This window comes from Streptomyces sp. BK340, assembly GCF_007827595.1.
Taxonomy (GTDB): domain Bacteria; phylum Actinomycetota; class Actinomycetes; order Streptomycetales; family Streptomycetaceae; genus Streptomyces.
The window spans coordinates 134,490-156,145 of sequence record NZ_VISR01000003.1 but is presented as its reverse complement, the minus strand read 5'-3'; the positions used below and the strand labels follow the sequence as shown (position 1 = coordinate 156,145).

Genomic DNA, 21,656 nt, shown 5'->3' with positions numbered 1-21,656 from the left:
TGAGCCGCATCCTCGGGTGCCGCCACCGCCCCGTCCCTCGCATACCGGCTCTCAGGGGAGCTCATGCACGAACCAGCAGCGTGGTCGCCGTTAGGGTGTCGTCGTGGTGAACACAGCGGGCAAGTTCGGTCCCTACAGCCAGCCAGGTCCCGCGCGGCCCGCGCCGGGTGCCGGGGCACTGGACACCCGTGTCCTGCCCGGCAGGGGCCTGACGGGATCGGAACTCGTCCGTTCACGGATCGCCCTGCGGGTCCGCCTGAGGTCGGCGGCGCCGGGGGACCGGCTGCCCGACGCCGGCGTGCTCGCCGAGGAACTGGGGATCAGTGAGATCACCGTGCGCCGCGCGCTGGAGGGCATGTGCCAGGACGGCCTGCTCGACCGTCGGCGGGGCAGAGCGGGCGGCACGTTCGTCGCCCAGGAATGGGACACGGTCGTCGCCGTGCTGCACGACCCCGACGAGGCGGCTTCACTGGACGCCGTCCACGTCCTCCTGGAGTGCGGTCTGGTCTCCCACGCCGTGGGCGAGGTTCCGGACGGCCGGCTCGACGGGCTGCGGGCGCTGGTCGACGAGATGGACCGGACCGACGCACCGGCACGGCTGCTCGAACTGGAAACCCGCTTCCACCTCGACCTCGCGGAGGCGCTCGGCGGCCCCGGGATCCGCGAGTTCGCCGCCGATCTGCTGGGCCGCCAGTGCCTGCTGGTGCCCGCTCCGGCACCCGAGGTCGTCCGGGCGCGCAACCGCCACCACGCCGACCTGCTCGACGAACTGGCCCGCGGCGCCATGGCCCCGGCGGTGGCCGCGGTCAAGGCGCACCGGGACACCACACCGGCCTGACACCGGGCCACACCACACCGCCCGGTCCGTGGCGACGTGACCGAGAGCCATCGCACCGACACCACCCCCGCAGAAGGAGCAGGCGCCATGCCCGACCCCGGAGCCGTCGGCCCGCTGCCGACACCGGGCCCTGCCGGCGGCACGCCGCAGCGTCTGCGCGGCGGCGTCCTCGGCATGGCGGACATCGCCGCCGCCACCATGGCCAACGTCGGCCCGGCCATGAGCTTCTTCTTCGGTTTCGCGTTCCTGGCCACCACCGCGGGCGTCGCGTCCCCGCTGACCATCGCTGCCGCGGGCGTCGCCGTCGCGCTGCTCGGCAACACGCTCGCCGAGTTCTCCCGGGCACATCCCTCGGCGGGCAGCTTCATCACCTTCGTCGGCAAGACCTTCGGGCCGGTCAGCGCCGTGACCACCGCCCTGCTGGCCGGGCTGGGCTACATCATCGCGATGGCCTCCGTCATCGCGATCTCCGGCGGGTTCGTGCAGATCACCCTGCACCACTACACCGGCCTCGACGTCCCGTGGATCATCTGGACGCTGCTGCTGACCGGGCTGTCGGTCGTGCTGATGCTGCGCGGGATCGTCGTCTCCACCAAGTGGGCCGGCTACTTCTTCGCCGTGGAGATGTTGGTCCTCGTCGTGGTCTCGGTGGCGGCGCTCGTCGAGCACCGCGGCAGCCTCTCCGCCGCCCCCTTCGTCCCCGGCCACATCACGCACGGTCTCAAGGGGCTGGCGGCGGGCTTTCCGCTCGCCGTCTACCTGTTCGTCGGCTGGGAGAACTCGGCGGCGCTCGCCGAGGAGACGGAGAACCCGCGGCGCAACGTCGGCCGTGCGGTGTTCTCCTCAGTGGCGATCATGACGGTGAGCTACATCCTCTTCTCCTACGCCACCGTGACCGGCTTCGGCTACGACGTCCAGCGGCTCGGCGACTCGCCCATCCCTTTCATCGACGTCGCCGACGACACCCTCGGGGCACTGTCCTTCCTCGCCTACGTCGGAGGCCTGACCTCCACCCTCGGTGTGCTGATCGCGGGCATCAACTCCCAGGCCCGGCTGGTGTTCAACGCCGGACGGGAGGGACTGCTGCCGTCCTTCTTCGGCTACGTCCACCCCCTCCGTCGTACGCCCAACAACGCGATCGTCACCTTCGCCGTCACCGCCCTGCTGATCATCGGCGGCTGGGGCCTCGGGCACCTGGTGGGAGCCGACGGCGGCCCGATGGACCCCGTGGTCTTCTTCACCGAGTCCTCGACCTTGGGCACCATCCTGATCCTGCTCGTCTACCTGGCCTCCAACATCGCCCTGCCGCTGTACTACCGCCGCTACCGGCCACAGGAGTTCCGGACCGTACGGCACCTGGTGCTCCCGTCGATCGGCGCCCTGGCGATCCTGGTCCCGCTCTACTACCTCGCCAAGCCGGGCCAGCCCGCACCGTACAACTGGTTCCCCTTCGCGGCGCTGGCCGCTCTGCTCGCCGCCGTCGGCTACGCCACCCACCTGGTCCGCCGCGACCCGGACCTGGCCGGACGCGTCGGTTCGGTCATCGCCGACGTGGAGTGAGTCTCTGACGGGTCGTCGACGTCGTCGCGCTCGAGGTCACCGCTCCACCAGCATCCGCTGCAACTCCCGCGCCGCCCGAGGCGGAGCCACATCACTGCGATGGGCCAGCGCGATCGTCCGATGCAAGCCCGGCCGCGCGAGCGGAGTCACCCGCAGTCCCCGTCCCGACCGCGTGGCGACCATGCGCGGTACGACGGCCACCCCCAGCCCCGCCCTTACGAAGCCCAGCACCGCGTCCATCTCCCCGCCCTCGACCGCGAAGTCCGGCTCGAAGCCCTCGGCGCGGCAGGCGGCCACGGTCAGCTCGCGCAGGTCGTAGCCGTGCCGGAACATCACCAGACGCTCGCTCTCCAGGTCCGCGATGCGCACGACCCGGCCGCCCGCACCGGAGGCGCCCGGCGCCCTTGCCTCCGGTGCGGACACCACCACCAGATCCTCCCGCAGCAGCTCCACCGTGGTCAGCGCGGGCGCGGGCGTCGGCAGCGGCAGGACGACCAGGGCGAGGTCGAGGGCGCCGCGGGCGAGCTCCCGCACCAGATCGTGCGAGCCGCCCTCCTCGATCAGCAGCTGGATGCCGGGGTAGCGGTCGTGGAAGGCGCGCAGGACGTCCGGCAGCAGGCCGGTGCACAGGCTCGGCGTCGCGCCGAGGCGCACCCGGCCCCGCCGCAGCTGCACCAGCTCCTGCACCTCGTACCGGGCCGTGTCGGCGTCCGCGAGGATCCGCCGGGCCAGCGGCAGCAGTGCCTCGCCCGCGTCGGTGAGCGTGATGTTGCCCCGGGCGCGCAGGAACAGGTCCGCGCCCAGCTCCCGCTCCAGTGCCTTGATCTGCTGCGACAGGGACGGCTGGGCGACATGGACCAGCTCGGCGGCCCGGGTGAAGTGCCGGGTCTCGGCCACGGCCACGAAGTACTGGAGCTGCTGGAACTGCATGATGGAAGGATAGCCTCAGCCTATGGAAACAAACCGGACCATGTCTTGGACCGATCGGGACCTTCGGCCCTAGCGTTCTGACCCATGGCTCTGGCAACGCGGACGGACCGACGGCCGTCCATGGCGCGCACCGTGTGGGACAGCACCGTCGGCAAGAAGACGGTGATGGCCGTCAGCGGTGTGATCATGCTGCTGTACCTGGTCGCCCACATGATCGGGAACCTGAAGATCTACTTCGGGGCGGGCGAGTTCAACCACTACGCCCACTGGCTGCGCACCGTCGGCGAACCGTTCATGCACTACGAGTGGACGCTCTGGCTCATCCGGATCGTCCTCGTCGTCGCCGTGGTCGCCCACGCCACGTCCGCCTACCAGCTGAGCCGCCGTGACATCAAGGCACGGCCCAGCAAGTACGTGCACAGAAAGCCGCGGGCCAGCTACGCCACGCGGACCATGCGCTGGGGCGGGATCATCCTCGGCCTGTTCATCGTCTGGCACCTCCTGGACCTGACCACCGGCACCGTGCACTCCGGCGGCTTCCAGGAGGGCCACCCGTACCAGAACGTGGTGGACACCTTCTCCACCTGGTACGGCAACGTCATCTACATCGTCGCGATGCTCGCGCTCGGCCTGCACATCCGGCACGGCTTCTGGAGCGCCGCCCAGACCCTCGGCGTCGGCAGCCGGGCCCGCGACCGCGCCCTGAAGACCGTCGCCGACGTCCTCGCGCTGCTGCTCACGGCCGGCTTCATCGCCGTACCCGTGGGCGTCATGACCGGAGTGGTGAGCTGACATGACCTACACCGAATACGCCACCGGTGACCCCGTGGCGGACGACAAGGCCCCCTCCGGCCCGATCAGTGAGCGCTGGGACAAGCGCCGCTTCGAGGCCAGGCTGGTCAACCCCGCCAACCGCCGCAAGCACACCGTCATCGTGGTCGGCACCGGCCTGGCCGGCGGCTCCGCGGGCGCCACGCTCGCCGAACAGGGCTACCACGTCGTCCAGTTCTGCTACCAGGACTCGCCGCGCCGCGCCCACTCGATCGCCGCGCAGGGCGGCATCAACGCGGCGAAGAACTACCGCAACGACGGCGACTCGATCCACCGGCTGTTCTACGACACCGTCAAGGGCGGCGACTTCCGGGCCCGGGAGTCCAACGTGCACCGGCTCGCGCAGATCTCCGTGGAGATCATCGACCAGTGCGTGGCGCAGGGCGTGCCCTTCGCCCGCGAGTACGGCGGCCTGCTCGACACCCGCTCCTTCGGTGGCGTCCAGGTGTCCCGTACCTTCTACGCCCGCGGCCAGACGGGTCAGCAGCTGCTGCTGGGTGCCTACCAGGCGCTGTCCCGGCAGATCGCCGCGGGGAACGTGGAGATGCATCCGCGCACCGAGATGCTGGACCTGATCGTCGTGGACGGGCGGGCGCGCGGCATCGTGGCGCGGGACCTCGTCACCGGGAAGATCGACACGTACTTCGCCGACGCCGTCGTACTCGCGAGCGGCGGCTACGGCAACGTCTTCTACCTGTCGACGAACGCCATGAACTCCAACGCGACCGCGGTCTGGCGGGCGCACCGGCGCGGTGCCTACTTCGCCAACCCCTGCTTCACGCAGATCCACCCCACCTGCATCCCGCGCACCGGCGACCACCAGTCCAAGCTCACCCTGATGAGCGAGTCGCTGCGCAACGACGGCCGGATCTGGGTGCCCAGGGCCAAGGGCGACGACCGGCCGGCGAACCGGATCCCCGAGGACGAGCGCGACTACTACCTGGAGCGCATCTACCCCTCCTTCGGCAACCTGGTCCCGCGCGACATCGCATCCCGCGCCGCGAAGAACGTCTGCGACGAGGGCAGGGGGGTCGGCCCCGGCGGCCAGGGCGTCTACCTCGACTTCGCGGACGCGATCAAGCGGATGGGGCGCGAGGCGGTCGAGGCGAAGTACGGCAACCTCTTCGACATGTACCAGCGGATCACCGACGAGGATCCGTACGAGGTGCCGATGCGGATCTACCCCGCCGTGCACTACACGATGGGCGGCCTGTGGGTCGACTACGACCTGCAGACGACCGTCCCCGGCCTGTTCGCGATCGGCGAGGCCAACTTCTCCGACCACGGCGCGAACCGCCTCGGCGCCTCCGCCCTGATGCAGGGTCTCGCCGACGGCTACTTCGTCCTGCCGTCGACGATCAACGACTACCTCGCCCGCAACCCGCACCAGGAGGCCGTGACGGCCGAACACCCCGTCGTCCAGGAGGTGCTGGCCGAGACCCAGGACCGGATCGACCTGCTCCTGTCCGTCGACGGCGACCGCACCCCCGACTCCTTCCACCGCGAGGTCGGCGAACTCATGTGGGAGTTCTGCGGCATGGCCCGCACGGACGCGGGCCTGCGCAAGGCCCTGGAGCGGATCCCGCAGATCCGTGCGGAGTTCTGGCGGCGCATCAAGGTTCCGGGCACCGGCGAGGAGTTCAACCAGTCGCTGGAGAAGGCCAACCGCATCGTCGACTACCTGGAGCTCGCCGAACTGATGTGCCTCGACGCGCTGCACCGCGCCGAGTCCTGCGGCGGCCACTTCCGCGAGGAGTCGCAGACGCCCGACGGCGAGGCGGCGCGCCGGGACGAGGAGTTCTCCTACGCGGCCGCCTGGGAGTTCACCGGCACCGGCGAGGCGCCCACCCTGCACAAGGAAGACCTGGTCTTCGAGTACGTCCACCCCACCCAGCGGAGCTACGCATGAAGCTCACCCTGCGCGTCTGGCGGCAGAAGAACGCCGACGCCGAAGGCACCATGTCCACGTACGAGGTGGACGGCATCTCCTCCGACATGTCCTTCCTGGAGATGCTCGACACCCTCAACGAGGAGCTCATCCTCAAGGGCGAGGACCCGGTCGCCTTCGACCACGACTGCCGCGAGGGCATCTGCGGCGCCTGTTCGCTCGTCATCAACGGCGACGCGCACGGCCCCGAGCGCACCACCACCTGCCAGCTGCACATGCGGTCCTTCGAGGACGGCGACACGATCGACATCGAGCCGTGGCGCGCCTCGGCCTTCCCAGTGATCAAGGACCTGGTCGTGGACCGGTCGGCGTTCGACCGGATCATCCAGGCCGGCGGCTACGTCACCGCCCCCACCGGCGCCGCGCCCGAGGCCCACGCCACCCCCGTACCCAAGGCGGACGCCGACTTCGCGTTCGAGCACGCGGAGTGCATCGGCTGCGGAGCGTGCGTGGCCGCCTGCCCGAACGGTGCGGCGATGCTGTTCACCTCCGCGAAGGTCAACCACCTCAACGTGCTGCCCCAGGGAGCGCCCGAGCGGGAGACGCGGGTGCTGGACATGGTGGCGCAGATGGACGCGGAGGGGTTCGGGGGCTGCACGCTGACGGGTGAGTGCGCGACCGCCTGTCCCAAGGGGATCCCGCTGGTGTCCATCACGAGCATGAACAAGGAGTGGCTGCGGGCCACCCGGAAGGTGGCCGGGCGCTAGCCGTACGAGAAGACGTTCGCCGACCAGTAGGCGGACGGGCGGGGTCGGGAGAGGTGCTCCTTCCGGCCCCGTCTGGTTTTCACCGGCTCCCTCACCCACGCCGTTCAGCAAGCCCACACCCACTCTCCGGCCACCTGTCACGCGTACGCCAACCGGCGTCGGAAGAACAGGACCGGCAGAGCGGACCGCCGCTCCGCCGCTCCTGCCGACCCCGGCCCGTGACCATGGAGAGAGCCATGACCGGCGTCACCACGCTCGACCGTCCTCCGCAGCCCGCGGCACCCACCCGCTACACCGTCACCCTCGCCCGTGACGAGGCCGACGTCCGTGCCGCGCAGCGGCTGCGGCACGACGTCTTCGCCGGAGAGATGGGCGCCCTGCTGGCCACCTCGCAGCCGGGCCTCGACGTCGACCCGTTCGACGCGTACTGCGACCACCTGCTCGTGCGCGACACCGTGACCGGGCAGGTCGTCGGCACCTACCGGCTGCTGCCGCCGGAGCGCGCCGCGGTCGCCGGCCGGCTGTACTCGGAGGGTGAGTTCGACCTCGCCCCGCTCGACGGGATCCGGCCCGGACTGGTCGAGGTCGGCCGCTCCTGCGTGCACCCCGACCACCGGGACGGCACGGTCATCGGCCTGATCTGGGCCGGGATAGCCCGGTACATGGTCGGCCGGGGCCACGAGTGGCTGGCGGGCTGCTGCTCCGTGCCGCTCGGCGACGGCGGCGTGCTGGCCACCGCCACCTGGGACCGGGTGCGCGCCAAGCACCTGGCGCCCGAGGAGTTCCGGGTACGGCCGCTGCTGCCGTGGGTCCCCAACGCCGAGGTTCCGGCCGACCGCATGGAACTGCCGGCCCTGCTGCGCGGCTACGTCCGCCTCGGTGCCTGGGTGTGCGGGGAGCCCGCGCACGACCCGGACTTCGGGGTCGCCGACCTGTACGTGCTGCTGTCGATGCGCCGGGTCAACCCGCGCTATCTGAAGCACTTCCTCTCCCTCGTGCCGGCCTGATGAGCGTCTGGCTGCCCAGCGCGCCCTGCACCCCGGGCGCCTGCGTGGAGCCGGCCGCACCCGCCGCGGCCGTACCCCGTGCCGTGCTGCGGCTCGTCGCGGTCACGGTCCTGGTGCTGGCCGGGATCGTGCTGTCCCCGCTCGGTGGGAGGATCCCCGCCGAGTGGGTCAGGTGGTGGTGCCGGTCGATCGTGCGGGCCATCGGGGTCCGGGTCCGCTTCACCGGCACCACCGCACCGGCCGGCGGTCTGCTGCTCGTCGCCAACCACGTCTCGTGGCTGGACATCCCGCTGCTGGCCGCCGTACGTCCTGCCCGGATGCTCGCCAAGACCGAGATCCGCGGCTGGCCCGTGGCAGGGGCGCTGGCCGCGCGGGGCGGGGCGGTCTTCATCGAGCGCGACCGGCTGCGCGCGCTGCCCGACACGGTCGCCCGGATCGCGCACGCCATGCGTCAGGGCGCGGCCGTGGTCGCCTTCCCCGAGGGCAGCACCTGGTGCGGGCGGGCGCACGGCCGCTTCCACCGGGCCGTCTTCCAGGCCGCGCTGGACGCGGGCGTGCCCGTGCAGCCGGTCCGGCTGCGCTACCACCAGGACGGGGAGGGGGCCGCGAGCACCGCGGCCGCGTTCGTCGGCGAGGACACCCTGCTGGCCTCCCTGTGGCGGGTCGCCCGCGCGCGGGGCCTGGTGGCCGAGGTGGACGTCCGGCCGGTGATACCGCCCGGCGCCCAGCCCGACCGCCGGTCCCTCGCGCGTGCCGCCCAGCCGGTCGCCTCCGAGGCCGCCTGGACCCATGTGGTCCTGCTGGAGCCGCAGGCCGCGCCGCGTCAGGGCATGACCCGGGCCAGATAGGGCGCCGTGGCGCTGCCCGCCGCCCGCGCCACCCGCTGCGGCGGCCCGGCCGCCACGACGTGGCCGCCCCGGTCGCCGCCGCCCGGCCCGAGGTCGATCACCCAGTCCGCCTCGGCGACCACGGTCATGTCGTGCTCGACCACGACCACCGTGTGCCCGGCGTCCACCAGCCCGTGCAGCCGGTCCATCAGCACCTCGACGTCGGCCGGGTGCAGACCGGTCGTCGGCTCGTCCAGCAGGTACAGGGTGTGGGCGCGGCGGCCGCGCTGCAGCTCGCTCGCCAGCTTGATCCGCTGGGCCTCCCCGCCGGACAGCTCGGTGGCGGGCTGGCCCAGACGCAGATAGCCGAGGCCCACGTCGAGCAGCGTGCCCAGGCTGCGGGCCGCACCCGGGGTGTCCGCGAAGAACGCTGCCGCGTCCTCGACGGTGAGGTCCAGGACCTCGGCGATGTTCCGTCCCCGGTACGTCACCCGCAGGGTCTCGGGGTTGTAGCGGGCACCCGCGCAGTCCGGGCAGGGCGCGTACGTGCTCGGCAGGAACAGCAGCTCGACGCTGACGAACCCCTCGCCCTGACAGGTCTCGCAGCGCCCTCCGGCCACGTTGAAGGAGAACCGCCCGACGCCGTAGCCGCGCTCCCGCGCCGCGTCGGTGGCGGCGAACACCTTCCGTACGACGTCGAACAGGCCGGTGTAGGTGGCCAGGTTGGAGCGCGGAGTGCGCCCGATCGGCCGCTGGTCCACCCGGACCAGACGGCCGATCCCGGCCAGGTCCTCCGTCAGCTCGCCGATGAGCGTGGACTTCCCCGAGCCGGACACACCGGTCACGGCGGTGAACGTGCCCAGCGGGAACTCGGCCGTCACCCCGCGCAGGTTGTGCCGGGTCACGGGACCCACCTTCAGCCAGCCGTGCGGCTCGCGGACCTCACGCGCCGGGCCCGGGGCCTCGTCGAACAGGTAGCGGGCCGTGGCCGACTCCTCGACCGAGGCCAGCTCGGCCACCGGGCCGCTGTACAGCACCCGTCCGCCGTGCTCGCCCGCGCCGGGACCCACGTCCACCAGCCAGTCCGCCCCGCGCACCACCTCCAGGTGATGTTCGACCACGAACACCGAGTTCCCGGCCGTCTTGAGCCGGTCCAGCACCGCGAGCAGGGCCTCGGTGTCCGCCGGGTGCAGTCCGGCCGACGGCTCGTCCAGCACGTACACCACGCCGAACAGCCCGGAGCGCAACTGGGTGGCGAGCCGCAGCCGTTGCAGCTCTCCGGCGGACAGGGTGGGGGTGGCCCGGTCCAGGCTGAGATAGCCGAGGCCCAGTTCGGCCACCGGCGCGATCCGGGACTTCAGGTCGTCGGTGAGGACCCGGGCCGTCTCGGTTGCCCCGTCGAGCAGTCCGGCCAGGTCGGTCAGGGGCAGCGCGGCCAGCTCGGCGATGGTCCGGCCGCCGAAGGTCACCGCCAGTGCCTCGGGCCGCAGCCTGCTGCCCCCGCACACCGGGCAGGGCGCACTGGTCAGGAAGCGCTCCGCCTTCGCCCGCAACGTCGGGGACTTGGTGTCGGAGAACGTCTTCATGACGTACCGGCGGGCGCTCATGTACGTGCCCTGGTACGGCCGTTGGATCCGGTCGGCGTCCCGCACCGGGTGGACCGTGACGATGGGCTGCTCGTCGGTGAAGAGGATCCACTCCCGTTGCGCGGCGGGGAGTTCGCGCCAGGGCCGGTCCACGTCGTACCCGAGCGTGTCGAGGATGTCGCGCAGGTTCTTGCCCTGCCAGGCTCCGGGCCACGCGGCGATCGCGCCCTCACGGATCGACAGCGAGGGGTCGGGGACCAGCAACTCCTCGGTGGTGCGGTGCACCTGGCCGAGGCCGTGGCACTCCGGGCAGGCACCGGCCGCCGTGTTCGGGGAGAACGCGTCCGAGTCGAGCCGCTCGGCGCCGGGCGGGTAGTCACCGGCGCGCGAGAACAGCATGCGCAGGGAGTTGGAGAGGTTGGTGAGCGTGCCCACGGACGAGCGGGAGGTGGGCGCCGAGCGCCGCTGCTGGAGGGAGACGGCCGGCGGCAGCCCGGTGATCTCGCCGACCTTGGGCGCCCCGACCTGGTGGATCAGCCGGCGCGCGTACGGCGCGACCGACTCGAAGTAGCGTCGCTGCGCCTCGGCGTACACGGTGCCGAACGCCAGTGACGACTTGCCCGAGCCGGACACGCCGGTGAACACGGCCAGTACGTCCCGCGGGACGTCCACGTCGACACCCTTGAGGTTGTGCTCGCGGGCACCGCGGACACGGACGTAGGGGTCGTACGGATCATGGGGGCTCTGCATCGGGGGGACACTCCGTACGGGCCTGCCGGGGCGGGGACAAACCCCGCGATTCTAGCCCGCCGGGTCCCGGCTACGGATGCGGAGGGGTGTCCCGCTCCTGGCTGCCGAGCTCGTCCTTCAGCTTCCGCTGGGCCGTGTCGACCTGGGACTGGTACGTGCCCTGGGTCTTCTCGTCGACGTAGTCGCCGCCCTTGTCGATGCCCTTGTCCGCCACGTCCTCGTGGCCCTTGAGCATGCCCTTGATCTTGTCCAGCATGGACATGGCATCCCTCCTGAGGGATAGACGCTCCGCCTTCCAGGGTCTCCGGCCGGGGCGTGGCCCGCATCTCGGCGGGCGGGGACGCGCGGGGTGAGAGCGCGGCGCATGGGCCCGCCGTGGAGGTGCGAGTGCACGGATGTCCCTCATGTGTGATTTTGGGGGGTACGGACGCCTGCCGCCGCAGAAAGGCCCGCCCTCATGAGCACTCCCGGTTTCGGATTCGGACGCAGCCCGTTCGAGGAGTTCGACGAGCTGATGTCCCGGTTCTTCGGCAGCGGCGGCCCGGCCGCGTCCGCCCGCCGGCCGCAGCGCGTCGACATCGGAAGTCTGCTGTCCGAACGGGCCCGGGACCTGGTGGCCGAGGCCAGGGACATCGCCGCGATCGAGGGCAGCGAGGAACTCGACGCCCGGCATCTGCTGGCCGCCGCCACCCGCAACGAGTCCACCCGGCGCCTGCTCACCGAGGCCGGCGCCGACCCCGACCGCATCCGCGAGCAGCTCGGCGCGGGTGCGAACGGCGGCGAGAAGACCGAGCCGAACACCCTCACCCCGTCCGCCAAGCGCGCCCTGCTCGACGCCTACCAGATCTCCCGCGCCGAGGGCGACTCCTACATCGGTCCCGGTCACATCCTGCGCGCGCTCGCCGCGAACCCGGAGTCGGCGGCCGGGCAGGCGCTCGGCGAAGGCGGCTGGGAGCCGGCCAGGCTGCCCTCCGAGGGCTCCGCCGAGCGGAAGAAGCCCAGCAGTACGCCGACCGTCGACGAGTACGGCCGCGACCTCACCGAGGACGCCCGTCAGGGCCGCCTCGACCCGGTGATCGGGCGTGACGAGGAGGTCGAACAGACCATCGAGGTCCTCTCCCGGCGCAGCAAGAACAATCCCGTCCTGATCGGTGACCCCGGCGTCGGCAAGACGGCCGTGGTCGAGGGCATCGCCCAGCGCATCGTCGCCGGGGACGTGCCGAAGACCCTCGAAGGCAAGCGGCTGGTCTCGCTGGACCTGGCCGGGATGGTGGCCGGCACCAAGTACCGGGGCGAGTTCGAGGAGCGGCTGAAGAAGCTGCTGGAGGAGGTCCGAGAGCACGCCGACGAACTGGTGCTGTTCCTCGACGAGCTGCACACCGTCGTCGGTGCCGGAGGCGGCGGCGAGGGCGCCATGGACGCGGGCAACATGCTCAAACCCGCCCTGGCCCGCGGCGAGTTGCACCTGATCGGCGCGACGACCGTGGACGAGTACCGCAGGCACATCGAGAAGGACGCCGCCCTCGAGCGCCGCTTCGCGCCCATCCTGGTCGGCGAGCCCGGTGTGGACGACACCGTCGAGATCCTGCGTGGCCTGCGCGACCGGTACGAGGCCCACCACCAGGTCCGCATCACCGACGAGGCGGTCGTCGCCGCGGCCGAGCTGTCCGACCGGTACATCACCTCCCGCTTCCTGCCCGACAAGGCCATCGACCTGATGGACCAGGCCGCCGCCCGGGTCCGGCTGCGCGCCCGGACCCCGCTGGCCGACACCCGCGACGTCGAGGACCGCATCGCGGCCCTGAACCGGGAGAAGGACCAGGCGGTCGCCGACGAGGAGTACGAGCGCGCCAAGGACCTGCGTGACCGGATCAAGGAGACCGAGGCCGAGCTGGCCGCCGCGGGCAAGGCGGAGGAACAGGTCCCGAAGGTCACCGCCGAGGACGTCGCCCAGGTCGTCTCCCGCACCACCGGCATCCCCGTCTCCCAGCTCACCGAGGAGGAGCGGGAACGGCTGATGAAGCTGGAGGAGCACCTGCACGAGCGGGTCGTCGGCCAGGACGAGGCGATCACGGCCGTCGCCCGCGCGGTGCGCCGCGCCCGCGCCGGCATGAGCGACCCCAACCGGCCCATCGGCAGCTTCCTGTTCCTCGGCCCGACCGGAGTCGGCAAGACCGAGCTGGCCCGCGCCCTGGCCACCGCCCTCTTCGGCGACGAGAGCCGCATGATCCGGCTCGACATGAGCGAGTTCCAGGAGCGGCACACGGTCTCCCGGCTGGTCGGGGCGCCTCCCGGATACGTCGGCCACGAGGAGGCCGGCCAGCTCACCGAGGCGGTGCGCAGGCAGCCGTACACCGTGTTGCTGCTCGACGAGGTGGAGAAGGCGCACCCGGACGTCTTCAACACCCTGCTGCAGCTCCTGGACGACGGCCGGCTCACCGACTCCCAGGGGCGCACGGTCGACTTCAAGCACACCGTGGTCATCATGACGTCGAACATCGGCGCCGACCGCATCCTGGCCGCCGGCACCGAGGACTACGCCAAGGTCCGCGACGCCGTCATGCCCGCCCTCCAGCAGCACTTCCGGCCCGAGTTCCTCAACCGCATCGACGAGATCATCGTCTTCCGCGGCCTGGACCGCACCCAGCTGCGCCAGATCGTCGACCTGCTGCTGGAGCACACCCGGCGCCGGCTGCGCGCCCAGGACGTCACCTTGGAGGTCACCGACACGGCCGCCGAACTCCTGTCGAACATCGGCTACCAACCCGACTTCGGCGCCCGCCCGCTGCGCCGCACCATCCAGCGTGAGGTGGACGACCGCCTTGCCGACATGCTGCTGTCCGGGCAACTCGTGGCGGGCGACCGGGCCGTGGTGGACGCGGCGGACGGCGCCATCGTGATGCGCGCGGACCGGCCGGACGACGTGCAGGGCTGAGCCGCTCAGCCGCGGGGTGCGAAGAGGGCGGCCAGGCGGCGGTAGGAGTCCAGCAGCTCCGTACGGTCGTACGAGCTGGTCGTGACCAGGACCTCGTCCGCGCCGGTCTCCTTCAGTACCGTCTCCAGCTCGTGCCCGACCTGGTCCCCGGTGCCGGCGAGGTGGCCGGCCAGACCGGCCTCGTAGAAGTCCCGCTCCTTCTCGGTCATCGCCCGGGCCTCGATCTCCTCGGCCGGGGCCAGGGGCGGGAAGGTGCCGTGGGTCCGGGCGTGCGCCATGGCCCAGGCCTCCGGGACGAGCAGCCGCCGCGCGGCCTCCGGGGTGCCGGCGACCGCGATCGTGCCGGAGATCACCACGTACGGCTCGGACGCCCACGCGGAGGGGCGGAACTCGGAGCGGTACCGGTCGATGCCGCGCAGCAGCTTCTCGCGGCCCCGCAGGTCGCCGATGACCATCGGCAGGCCGGCGCGGGCCGCGATCCGCGCGCCCTCGCCCATGGCCAGCACGAACGGCGGCACCCGCAGGCCCTCCGCCGGGCGGGCGCGCACCCCGGTCGGCGAGGTGCCCTCGAACCAGCCGAGCAGTTCGCCCAGTTGTGCCGCGAAGTCCTCGGCGTCGTCCTTGTCCCGCCCGAGGGCCCTGCGCACTCCGTCCGTGAAGCCCACGGAACGGCCCAGCCCCATGTCGATCCGGCCGGGGAAGAGCGACTCGAGCACGCCGAACTGCTCGGCCACGACCAGGGGCCGGTGGTTGGGCAGCATCACCCCGCCGGTGCCGACCCGGACCGTGCGGGTCGCCGCGGCCACGGCGGCGGCGAGCACGGTCGGCGCCGACCCGGCGACCCCGGGCACACCGTGGTGCTCCGACACCCAGAACCGGTGGTAGCCGAGCGCCTCCGCCTCCCGTGCCAGCGCGACCGTGTCCCGCAGCGCCTCGCCGGGCGGCCTGCCCGCACGGGTGCGGGAACGGTCGAGGACGGAGAAGCGGGTCGCGGCGGTCGTGGAACTCATACGAGGTTCAACACCCTGGAGCCCGCAGGATTCCTCGTACGGCTCCTGATCCGCAGCTCCGGTGCGAGCGGCGGCCCGGCCCCGGGGGGGCTGACGCAGGGTGGCTAGGGTGGCCCCGTGACAGACAGCAGTGCGCGTCCGGTGGCCGTGTTCGACCTCGACAACACCCTTGCCGACACCGCCCATCGGCAGCACTTCCTGGAGGGCCGGCCGCGGAACTGGGCCGGCTTCTTCGCGGCCGCGCCCCAGGATCCGCCGCTCGCCGAGGGCGTGACGCTCGTCCTCGAGCAGGCCCGCGAGTGCGAGATCGTGTACCTCACCGGGCGGCCCGAACGATGCCGGCGCGACACGCTCGACTGGCTCGCCGGCCAGGGGCTGCCCGAGGGGCGCCTCCACATGCGGAGCAACGCCGACCGCAGGCCCGCCCGGTTCACCAAGCTGGAGATCCTGCGCCGGCTCGCCCGTGACCGCGAGATCCGGTTCCTGGTCGACGACGACGAGCTCGTGTGCGACGACGCCGAGCGCGCCGGATTCGCCGTCGTACGGGCCCGCTGGGCCGCGAAGTCCGCCGCGCTCGAGGACGCCCAGGAGCGGGAGGGCAGGACCTGAGGGGCTACTCCCCGTCCTCGATGCGGAAGCCCACCTTCAGACCGACCTGCCAGTGCGCGATCTGCCCGTCCTCGATCTGCCCCCTGACCTGCGTCACCTCGAACCAGTCCAGGTTGCGCACGGTCTGGGACGCACGGGCGATGCCGTTGCGGATCGCCTTGTCGACGCCGTCGGGGGAGGTGCCGACGATCTCCGAGACCCGGTAGGTGTGGTTGGTCATGCGGTGCTCCTCGCTGTGCCGCCGTGACGGGTGTGTCACGCGTCACTCCACGGTGCCGTATGCGGAGGCGGAGCGCGAGGCGTCGCGGCCGTACCCCCGGGTAGGTCTTGACCCCGGCATTGGTCCATACCAAAATTCAGACACCCGTGCGAGCCATGGCTCGTCCCCCCACGTCGGGCCCCTTCCCCTGTCCGTCAGACAGAACAGGACCCCTCGTGAGACGTCGTCTGCTCGCCCTCCTCTGCGTCACCGGCTCCCTCGCCAGCGGCTGCGGCCTCCTCCCGGGCGGCCAGGACCGGCACACCGTCACCGTGTGGCTGATGAAGGACAGCGCCTCGAAGGAGTTCCTGCGGCGCTTCACCGAGGACTTCGAACGCACCCACACGGACCTGCGGCTCGACATCCGCATCCAGGAGTGGACCGGCATCGTCGAGAAGGTCCGGAAGGCACTCAGGAGCGACGCGAAGGACGGTCCCGACGTCATCGAGGTGGGCAACACCCAGGTCCCGCTGTACGTCGACGACGGCCGGCTCGCCGACCTCACGCTGGAATCCATGCGCGACTGGGGCAAGGAGCGCTGGCTGCCGGGCCTCGCCGAGCCGGGCAAGGACGGCAACAAGCAGTACGGCGTGCCCTGGTACGCGGCCAACCGGGTCGTCGTCTACCGCAAGGACCTCTTCGCGCAGGCCGGCATCACCGCCCCGCCGAAGACCCGTGACGAGTGGCTCACCGACACCCGGAAGCTCGACTCGGGTGGCAACCAGGGCATCTACCTGGCCGGACAGGACTGGTACACCCTCTCCGGCTTCATCTGGGACGAGGGGGGCGAGCTGGCCGAGCAGAAGGACTACGAGTGGCGCGGCACCCTGGACACCCCGGCAGCCCTGCGCGGCATGGACTTCTACCGGCGGCTCCAGGCGCTCGGCGAGGGCCCCGTGGACGCGGACGAGGAGCACCCGCCCCAGGCGGGGGTGTTCGCCGGCGGCAAGGTCGCGCAGATCATCGCCGTACCGGGGCTCGCCCAGTCCGTCGTGCAGCAGAATCCCGGACTCAAGGGCAAGCTCGGCTTCTTCCCGGTGCCCGGCAGGACCGCCGCCCGGCCCGGCACGGTCTTCACCGGCGGCTCCGACCTCGTCGTCCCGCGGAACACCGACGACCAGTTCGCCGCGACCGCAGTCGTCGGGGCGCTCACGGGTGCCAAGTGGGACACCGAACTCGCCCGCACGATGAACTACGTGCCCAACAAGACCACCCTGGCGGGCGCGGTCGCGGGTGAGGAGGGGGTCGCCGCCATGGCGGCGGGCGCCGCACACGGCCGGGCGACCCCCGCAAGCCCGCAGTGGGCCGCGGTCGAGGCCGACAACCCGATCAAGGGCTACATGACCGAGGTGCTCGGCGGGGCCGACCCGGCGGCCGAGGCGCGCCGGGCCGACCGGAAGATCACCGAGGCTCTCGCTCCGAACCTGGGCTGACCTACCGCGCCACGCTGAGCGACAGCGCGAAGCGGCTCTCGGTGTCCGTCCACCAGTGGGTCAACTCCAGTCCCACCGCATCGAGTTCAGTGCTCACCCCGTCCTTGCGGAACTTCGCGGACACCTCGGTGCGCAGCTCCTCGCCCGCGGCGAAGTGCACGGCGAGGTCCAGCGCGGGCACCTTCACGGTCTGCTCGGTGCGCGAGCGCAGCCGCATCTCGATCCACTCCTGCTCGCTGTCCCACAGGGCCAGATGGTCGAAGGCGTCCGGATCGAAGTCGGCGCCCAGCTCCCGGTTCATGACGGCCAGGACGTTCTTGTTGAACGCGGCCGTCACCCCGGCCGCGTCGTCGTACGCCCGGACCAGCACCTGTTCGTCCTTGACCAGGTCCGTGCCGAGCAGCAGCGCGTCGCCCGGTGCGAGCAGGGCGCGCACCGAGGCCAGGAACTTCGCCCGCTCGGCGGGCAGCAGGTTGCCGATCGTTCCGCCGAGGAACGCCACCAGCCGGGGTCCGGGCTTCTCGGGCAGCGCCAGCGGGGCGGTGAAGTCGGCGATCAGCGCGTGCACGTCGAGCCCGGGGCGTTCCTCGATGAGCGCCTGCCCGGCCTGGGTGAGGGCGCTCTCGCTGACGTCGACGGGTACGTATGCCGCCAGTGAGGTGAGCGCGTCGAGCAGATAGCGGGTCTTCTCCGAGGATCCGGAGCCCAGTTCGACCAGGGTGCGCGCGTGGCTCGCGGCGGCTATCTCGCCGGACCGGGCGACGAGGATCTCGCGCTCGGCCCGTGTCGGGTAGTACTCGGGCAGTTCCGTGATCTGTTCGAACAGCTCGCTGCCCCGGGCGTCGTAGAACCACTTGGGCGGCAGCGTTTTGGGGTTGACCGTCAGGCCGGCGAGGACGTCCGCGCGCAGCGCGGCGTCCGTCGCGTCCTCGGGGAGGGTGCGGGTCACGTGCAGGGGACTCACGTACAGGGCTCCTTCGATGGTACTGACGCCGGATCCTCGAGCGGGGCGAACAGCACGCCGGTGCGGCTCGCCGTGAGCACGGTGCGGTCGGGGACCTCCTGCCAGAGCGGGTCGTCCTCATACGGTTCGGAGGCGACGACCGTGCCGGTGCCGGGCTCCGTGCGGTACCAGAGGCTGTCGCCCCAGGCGGTGGCGGTGATGGTGGTGCCGTCGGTGAGCAGCAGGTTCAGCCGGGAGGCGGGGGCCGCCTCGGCCAGCTCGCGAACCGCCCAGCCGAGGGCGCCGGCCGGGTCGTCACCGAGCCGCAGCCGGTGCAGCACCAGCGCCCAGACGAACGCCGAGTCGGTGCGCGCCTCCAGCGACAGGAGCTCGACCGGCGGCAGGACGGACACCAGCGGTGCGGCCGAGTCCGGCCAGCCGGCGACCGCGCCGTTGTGGCTGAACAGCCACCGGTCGGCGGCGAAGGGCGCCGCCGCTGCCTCGCCGTCCGCGCCCGCCCGGGTCGCGTCGCGTACGGCGGCCAGCACGGCACCGGCGCGCACGACCCGGGCCAGGTCGGTGAAGGAGGGGTCCGCCCAGATCGGCCCGAACCGCCGGTAGCGGGCCGGAACCGGATCGCCCGGGGCGTACCAGCCCACCCCGAAACCATCGGCGTTGACCGTCCCGTACCGCTGCCGCCGGGGCGCCCACGACTGCCGGAACAGGCTGTGCGGGGGCTCCACGAGAAGGCGGCCGAGCGGCTCCTCGGGGCCCAGATAGGCCAGATGACGGCACATCAGACGTCCTCCGAGCGGGCGGTGCGGAACCCGGAGAAGATCTGCCGCCGGATCGGGTAGTCCCAGTTGCGGAACGTGCCACGGCAGGCCACCGGGTCCACGGCGAACGAGCCGCCGCGCAGCACCTTGTGGTCGGAGCCGAAGAACACCTCCGAGTACTCCTTGTACGGGAACGCCTGGAAGCCCGGGTACGGCAGGAAGTCGCTCGCCGTCCACTCCCACACGTCCCCGATCAGCTGCCGGACGCCGAGCGGGGACTCACCGGCCGGGTAGCTGCCGGCGGGAGCGGGCCTGAGGTGCCGCTGGCCCAGGTTGGCGTGCTCGGGCGCCGGGTCGGCGTCGCCCCACGGGTAGCGGGTGGAGCGGCCCGTGGCCGGGTCGTACCGGGCGGCCTTCTCCCATTCGGCCTCGGTGGGCAGCCGGCGCCCGGCCCAGCGGGCGTAGGCGTCCGCCTCGTACCAGCACACGTGCAGCACCGGCTCGTCCGGCGGCACGACCTCGGTGACCCCGAAGCGGCGCCTGAGCCATTGGCCGCCGTCGCGGCGCCAGAACAGCGGGGCGGTGAGGGAGTGCCGGCGGACGTGCGCCCAGCCCTCGGGCGTCCACCAGCGCTCGGTGTCGTAGCCGCCGTCCTCGATGAACGCCCGGTACGCCGCGTTCGTCACCGGGGTCGTGTCGATCCAGTACGGCGCCAGGTCCACCGGGTGCGCCGGGCGTTCGTTGTCCAGCGCCCACGGCTCGGTGGAGGTGCCCATGGTGAACGGGCCGCCGGGGACCAGGACTTCGGCCGGGCCCGTGAACAGCGGGGCCGGCTCGGGGTCGGGGGCGGTCAGGGCCTGCGGGCCCCTGCGGAGCTGATGGGTGATCAGCATCGTCTCGTCGTGCTGCTGTTCGTGCTGCGCGATCATCCCGAAGGCGAACCCGGCCTCGGTCAGCCGGCTGCCGTGGAAGTCCGCGGCTCCCAGCAGGTCCAGGGCCCGGCCGCGCACCTCGGCCGCGTAGCCGCGGGCCTCGGCTGGCGGCAGCAGCGGCAGCGAGGGCCGCTCGGAGCGCGGGTGTTCGAACGCGTCGTACAGGCCGTCGATCTCGGGCCGCATCGCCTCCCGGCCGCCGACCGCCCGCAGCAGCCACAGCTCCTCCTGGTTGCCGATGTGGGCGAGGTCCCACACCAGCGGCGACATCAGCGGGGAGTGCTGCGCGGTGAGGTCGGGGTCCTCGACGCAGCTGGTCAGCAGCGTCGTGCGGGCGCGGGCGGTGGTGAGCGAGGCGAGCGCACGCTCGCGCAGCGCCTCGCTGTCGTGCTCGGTGTCCGTGACCTCGGTCTCCGGGGCGGTCATGTGCGGATGTCCTTCCTCCCGTGGGCACGACGGTCCGTGTCGCGCAGGCGGTCCAGCAGGTCGTCGGCCGGGCAGCGGCCCCGGACGACGTAGCGGTGGAGATGGGCCGCCACGGCGTCCATGACCGCGGGTGTGGCACCGAGCCGGGGCAGGGCCTCCAGCGCCGCCGCGAAACAGGCGACGGCGGCCTCGCGCAGCTCGGGGTCGGCGAGCCCGTACCGGGCCGCGTCGGTCCACAGCGGATTGTGCGGGGCGGGCAGGTTCAGCGTCCGCGCCGCCAGGGGTTTCACCGCCCGGTGCGCGGACTCGGTGGCTTCCGGGTCGTCGAACAGCGCCGCCGCCACCGCGAGCGGCACGATCCAGCCGTCCTCGCCGGGCTGCGCGTCGATCATGCGCAGCTCCAGGTGGCCGCGGGGCCGGACCGGCGGGAACAGGGTGGTGAGGTGATAGTCGAGATCCGCCCGGGTGGGCGGCCGGGGTGTCCGCGAGCGGGTCCACTCGCGGAAGGTCAGGTCCTCGGGCAACTCCCACGGACCGCCGTCGTTGCGGACGCACATCACCGGGGCGTCCAGCACATGCCGGGTCCAGGCGTCCCGCGGCTCGCCGTCCGGCGGGGGACCGCCCGCCCGGCCTGCGACGCCGATCTCCATCCACAGCAGCTGCCGGGTGGACCGCCAGCCCGTGGGCTGCCGGCCGATCAGCGGGGAGTTCGCGAACGCGGCCACCAGTACCGCGCCCAGCAGGTGCGCCAGCTGCCAGCGCCGCTCGTGCCCGAGCGGCCCGGGCTCCTCGTAGCCGGCGTCCACGCACACCTGGACGGAGGCCGAGGTGCACATCATGTGCCGGCCGGCCGTGCCGGTGCGGTCGAGGCAGGCCTCCATGGCGTCATAGCGCGGTTCGCGCAGGAAGCGGCGGGGTGGGTGCCAGGGGTCGTGGCCGACGCCGACGAGTCCCAGGCCGTCCTCGGCGAGGACCGTGCGGACCGTGTCCAGGTCGGCCGAGACGGTGTCTATGCACTCCATCAAGGAGGTGGCGGGCGGGGAGCTCAGCTCCAGCTGGCCGCCGGGTTCGATCGTCAGCGGCGACTTCAGCGGCACGCTCCGCAGGGTGGCGTAGGCCGCTTCGAGTCGTTCGGGTGTCACCGGGAGCTGCGGCTGCCGCAGCTCGTGGACGAGCCATTCCACTTCGACCCCGAGCGTGCGGGGCGGGCCTGTCTTGAAACAGATGCCTCGGACGAGGGCTTCGACCTCGGCTTCGGTGAGGGCTGTGCGGTGCTCCGTACAGTCGCCACCATCGGTCATTGAGTCGGACATGTCGGGATCCTCCTGAGATTCCACCATGCCACCGGC

At 72.2% G+C, this 21,656-nt stretch carries 19 protein-coding genes; 10 read left to right on the top strand and 9 right to left on the bottom strand.

The window, feature by feature from the left end:
• The first annotated feature begins 103 nt into the window (after positions 1-103).
• Complete coding sequence (locus FB157_RS07150; RefSeq protein ID WP_145877115.1) at positions 104-838, top strand: FadR/GntR family transcriptional regulator; 735 nt, start codon at positions 104-106, stop codon at positions 836-838.
• Between the two features lie 87 nt (positions 839-925).
• Complete coding sequence (locus FB157_RS07145; protein ID WP_145877113.1) at positions 926-2,398, top strand: APC family permease; 1,473 nt, start codon at positions 926-928, stop codon at positions 2,396-2,398.
• 36 nt (positions 2,399-2,434) lie between these two features.
• Here the strand turns inward: FB157_RS07145 and FB157_RS07140 are convergent, their stop codons facing one another.
• Complete coding sequence (locus FB157_RS07140; protein WP_145877111.1) at positions 2,435-3,328, bottom strand: LysR family transcriptional regulator; 894 nt, start codon at positions 3,326-3,328, stop codon at positions 2,435-2,437.
• Positions 3,329-3,448: 120 nt separating this feature from the next.
• Between FB157_RS07140 and FB157_RS07135 the strand changes: the two genes are divergently transcribed.
• The 5 genes from FB157_RS07135 to FB157_RS07115 all read left to right on the top strand — a co-directional run bounded on the left by FB157_RS07135 (position 3,449) and on the right by FB157_RS07115 (position 8,669).
• Positions 3,449-4,120, top strand: coding sequence for a succinate dehydrogenase (locus FB157_RS07135; protein ID WP_145877876.1), 672 nt, complete (start codon positions 3,449-3,451; stop codon positions 4,118-4,120).
• 1 nt (position 4,121) lies between these two features.
• Complete coding sequence (locus FB157_RS07130) at positions 4,122-6,068, top strand: fumarate reductase/succinate dehydrogenase flavoprotein subunit (RefSeq protein WP_145877110.1); 1,947 nt, start codon at positions 4,122-4,124, stop codon at positions 6,066-6,068.
• Positions 6,065-6,814: a succinate dehydrogenase/fumarate reductase iron-sulfur subunit gene (locus tag FB157_RS07125; protein ID WP_145877108.1), complete on the top strand. Its 750-nt coding sequence runs from the start codon at positions 6,065-6,067 to the stop codon at positions 6,812-6,814. The genes FB157_RS07130 and FB157_RS07125 overlap by 4 nt, the downstream gene beginning before the upstream one ends.
• A 236-nt stretch (positions 6,815-7,050) precedes the next feature.
• Positions 7,051-7,821: a GNAT family N-acetyltransferase gene (locus FB157_RS07120; protein WP_145877106.1), complete on the top strand. Its 771-nt coding sequence runs from the start codon at positions 7,051-7,053 to the stop codon at positions 7,819-7,821.
• Positions 7,821-8,669, top strand: a complete 849-nt coding sequence (locus tag FB157_RS07115) for a 1-acyl-sn-glycerol-3-phosphate acyltransferase (RefSeq protein WP_145877104.1) — start codon at positions 7,821-7,823, stop codon at positions 8,667-8,669. The genes FB157_RS07120 and FB157_RS07115 overlap by 1 nt, the downstream gene beginning before the upstream one ends.
• Here FB157_RS07115 and FB157_RS07110 read toward each other — a convergent pair.
• Together FB157_RS07110 and FB157_RS47145 are read right to left on the bottom strand one after the other, a co-directional pair.
• Entirely contained in the window at positions 8,645-10,984 is a 2,340-nt protein-coding gene (locus FB157_RS07110) for an excinuclease ABC subunit UvrA (RefSeq protein ID WP_145877102.1), read from the bottom strand. The genes FB157_RS07115 and FB157_RS07110 overlap by 25 nt on opposite strands.
• 70 nt (positions 10,985-11,054) lie before the next feature.
• Positions 11,055-11,246 (bottom strand): antitoxin, encoded by a 192-nt coding sequence (locus FB157_RS47145; RefSeq protein ID WP_186581388.1) that lies wholly within the window; start codon positions 11,244-11,246, stop codon positions 11,055-11,057.
• A 195-nt stretch (positions 11,247-11,441) separates the two neighbouring features.
• Between FB157_RS47145 and FB157_RS07100 the strand changes: the two genes are divergently transcribed.
• Positions 11,442-13,919, top strand: coding sequence for an ATP-dependent Clp protease ATP-binding subunit (locus FB157_RS07100; protein WP_145877098.1), 2,478 nt, complete (start codon positions 11,442-11,444; stop codon positions 13,917-13,919).
• 5 nt (positions 13,920-13,924) lie between these two features.
• On the opposite strand, the gene FB157_RS07095 is transcribed toward FB157_RS07100, so the two are convergent.
• A complete protein-coding gene (locus FB157_RS07095; RefSeq protein WP_145877096.1) occupies positions 13,925-14,929 on the bottom strand; it encodes an MsnO8 family LLM class oxidoreductase in 1,005 nt (334 codons plus the stop codon).
• A gap of 117 nt (positions 14,930-15,046) precedes the next feature.
• On the opposite strand from FB157_RS07095, the gene FB157_RS07090 reads away from it, so the two are divergent.
• Positions 15,047-15,538, top strand: a complete 492-nt coding sequence (locus tag FB157_RS07090; RefSeq protein WP_145877094.1) for a hypothetical protein — start codon at positions 15,047-15,049, stop codon at positions 15,536-15,538.
• 4 nt (positions 15,539-15,542) lie between these two features.
• Here the strand turns inward: FB157_RS07090 and FB157_RS07085 are convergent, their stop codons facing one another.
• A complete protein-coding gene (locus FB157_RS07085; RefSeq protein WP_145877092.1) occupies positions 15,543-15,758 on the bottom strand; it encodes a dodecin in 216 nt (71 codons plus the stop codon).
• A 215-nt stretch (positions 15,759-15,973) separates the two neighbouring features.
• On the opposite strand from FB157_RS07085, the gene FB157_RS07080 reads away from it, so the two are divergent.
• Positions 15,974-17,230 (top strand): extracellular solute-binding protein, encoded by a 1,257-nt coding sequence (locus FB157_RS07080; RefSeq protein WP_145877090.1) that lies wholly within the window; start codon positions 15,974-15,976, stop codon positions 17,228-17,230.
• A gap of 1 nt (position 17,231) precedes the next feature.
• Here FB157_RS07080 and egtD read toward each other — a convergent pair whose 3' ends face one another.
• From egtD to egtA, 4 genes are read right to left on the bottom strand one after another with little or no spacing between them, the layout of a single operon-like run.
• Positions 17,232-18,194: an L-histidine N(alpha)-methyltransferase gene (gene egtD, locus FB157_RS07075; protein WP_145877087.1), complete on the bottom strand. Its 963-nt coding sequence runs from the start codon at positions 18,192-18,194 to the stop codon at positions 17,232-17,234.
• Positions 18,191-18,970, bottom strand: a complete 780-nt coding sequence (gene egtC / locus FB157_RS07070; RefSeq protein WP_145877085.1) for an ergothioneine biosynthesis protein EgtC — start codon at positions 18,968-18,970, stop codon at positions 18,191-18,193. The genes egtD and egtC overlap by 4 nt, the downstream gene beginning before the upstream one ends.
• Positions 18,970-20,307, bottom strand: coding sequence for an ergothioneine biosynthesis protein EgtB (egtB, locus tag FB157_RS07065; RefSeq protein WP_145877083.1), 1,338 nt, complete (start codon positions 20,305-20,307; stop codon positions 18,970-18,972). Before egtB ends, egtC begins: the two co-directional genes overlap by 1 nt.
• Positions 20,304-21,620: an ergothioneine biosynthesis glutamate--cysteine ligase EgtA gene (gene egtA / locus FB157_RS07060; protein ID WP_145877081.1), complete on the bottom strand. Its 1,317-nt coding sequence runs from the start codon at positions 21,618-21,620 to the stop codon at positions 20,304-20,306. Before egtA ends, egtB begins: the two co-directional genes overlap by 4 nt.
• Between the last annotated feature and the right edge of the window lie 36 nt (positions 21,621-21,656).

What these genes read in the sequence shown, in the direction of transcription:
- FB157_RS07145 (WP_145877113.1), top strand. Translation starts at nt 926, where the DNA reads ATGCCCGACCCCGGAGCCGTCGGCCCGCTGCCGACACCGGGCCCTGCC.
- FB157_RS07140 (WP_145877111.1), bottom strand. Translation starts at nt 3,328, where the DNA reads ATGCAGTTCCAGCAGCTCCAGTACTTCGTGGCCGTGGCCGAGACCCGG.
- FB157_RS07135 (WP_145877876.1), top strand. Translation starts at nt 3,449, where the DNA reads ATGGCGCGCACCGTGTGGGACAGCACCGTCGGCAAGAAGACGGTGATG.
- FB157_RS07130 (WP_145877110.1), top strand. Translation starts at nt 4,122, where the DNA reads ATGACCTACACCGAATACGCCACCGGTGACCCCGTGGCGGACGACAAG.
- FB157_RS07125 (WP_145877108.1), top strand. Translation starts at nt 6,065, where the DNA reads ATGAAGCTCACCCTGCGCGTCTGGCGGCAGAAGAACGCCGACGCCGAA.
- FB157_RS07120 (WP_145877106.1), top strand. Translation starts at nt 7,051, where the DNA reads ATGACCGGCGTCACCACGCTCGACCGTCCTCCGCAGCCCGCGGCACCC.
- FB157_RS07115 (WP_145877104.1), top strand. Translation starts at nt 7,821, where the DNA reads ATGAGCGTCTGGCTGCCCAGCGCGCCCTGCACCCCGGGCGCCTGCGTG.
- FB157_RS07110 (WP_145877102.1), bottom strand. Translation starts at nt 10,984, where the DNA reads ATGCAGAGCCCCCATGATCCGTACGACCCCTACGTCCGTGTCCGCGGT.
- FB157_RS47145 (WP_186581388.1), bottom strand. Translation starts at nt 11,246, where the DNA reads ATGTCCATGCTGGACAAGATCAAGGGCATGCTCAAGGGCCACGAGGAC.
- FB157_RS07100 (WP_145877098.1), top strand. Translation starts at nt 11,442, where the DNA reads ATGAGCACTCCCGGTTTCGGATTCGGACGCAGCCCGTTCGAGGAGTTC.
- FB157_RS07095 (WP_145877096.1), bottom strand. Translation starts at nt 14,929, where the DNA reads ATGAGTTCCACGACCGCCGCGACCCGCTTCTCCGTCCTCGACCGTTCC.
- FB157_RS07085 (WP_145877092.1), bottom strand. Translation starts at nt 15,758, where the DNA reads ATGACCAACCACACCTACCGGGTCTCGGAGATCGTCGGCACCTCCCCC.
- egtC (WP_145877085.1), bottom strand. Translation starts at nt 18,970, where the DNA reads ATGTGCCGTCATCTGGCCTATCTGGGCCCCGAGGAGCCGCTCGGCCGC.
- egtB (WP_145877083.1), bottom strand. Translation starts at nt 20,307, where the DNA reads ATGACCGCCCCGGAGACCGAGGTCACGGACACCGAGCACGACAGCGAG.
- egtA (WP_145877081.1), bottom strand. Translation starts at nt 21,620, where the DNA reads ATGTCCGACTCAATGACCGATGGTGGCGACTGTACGGAGCACCGCACA.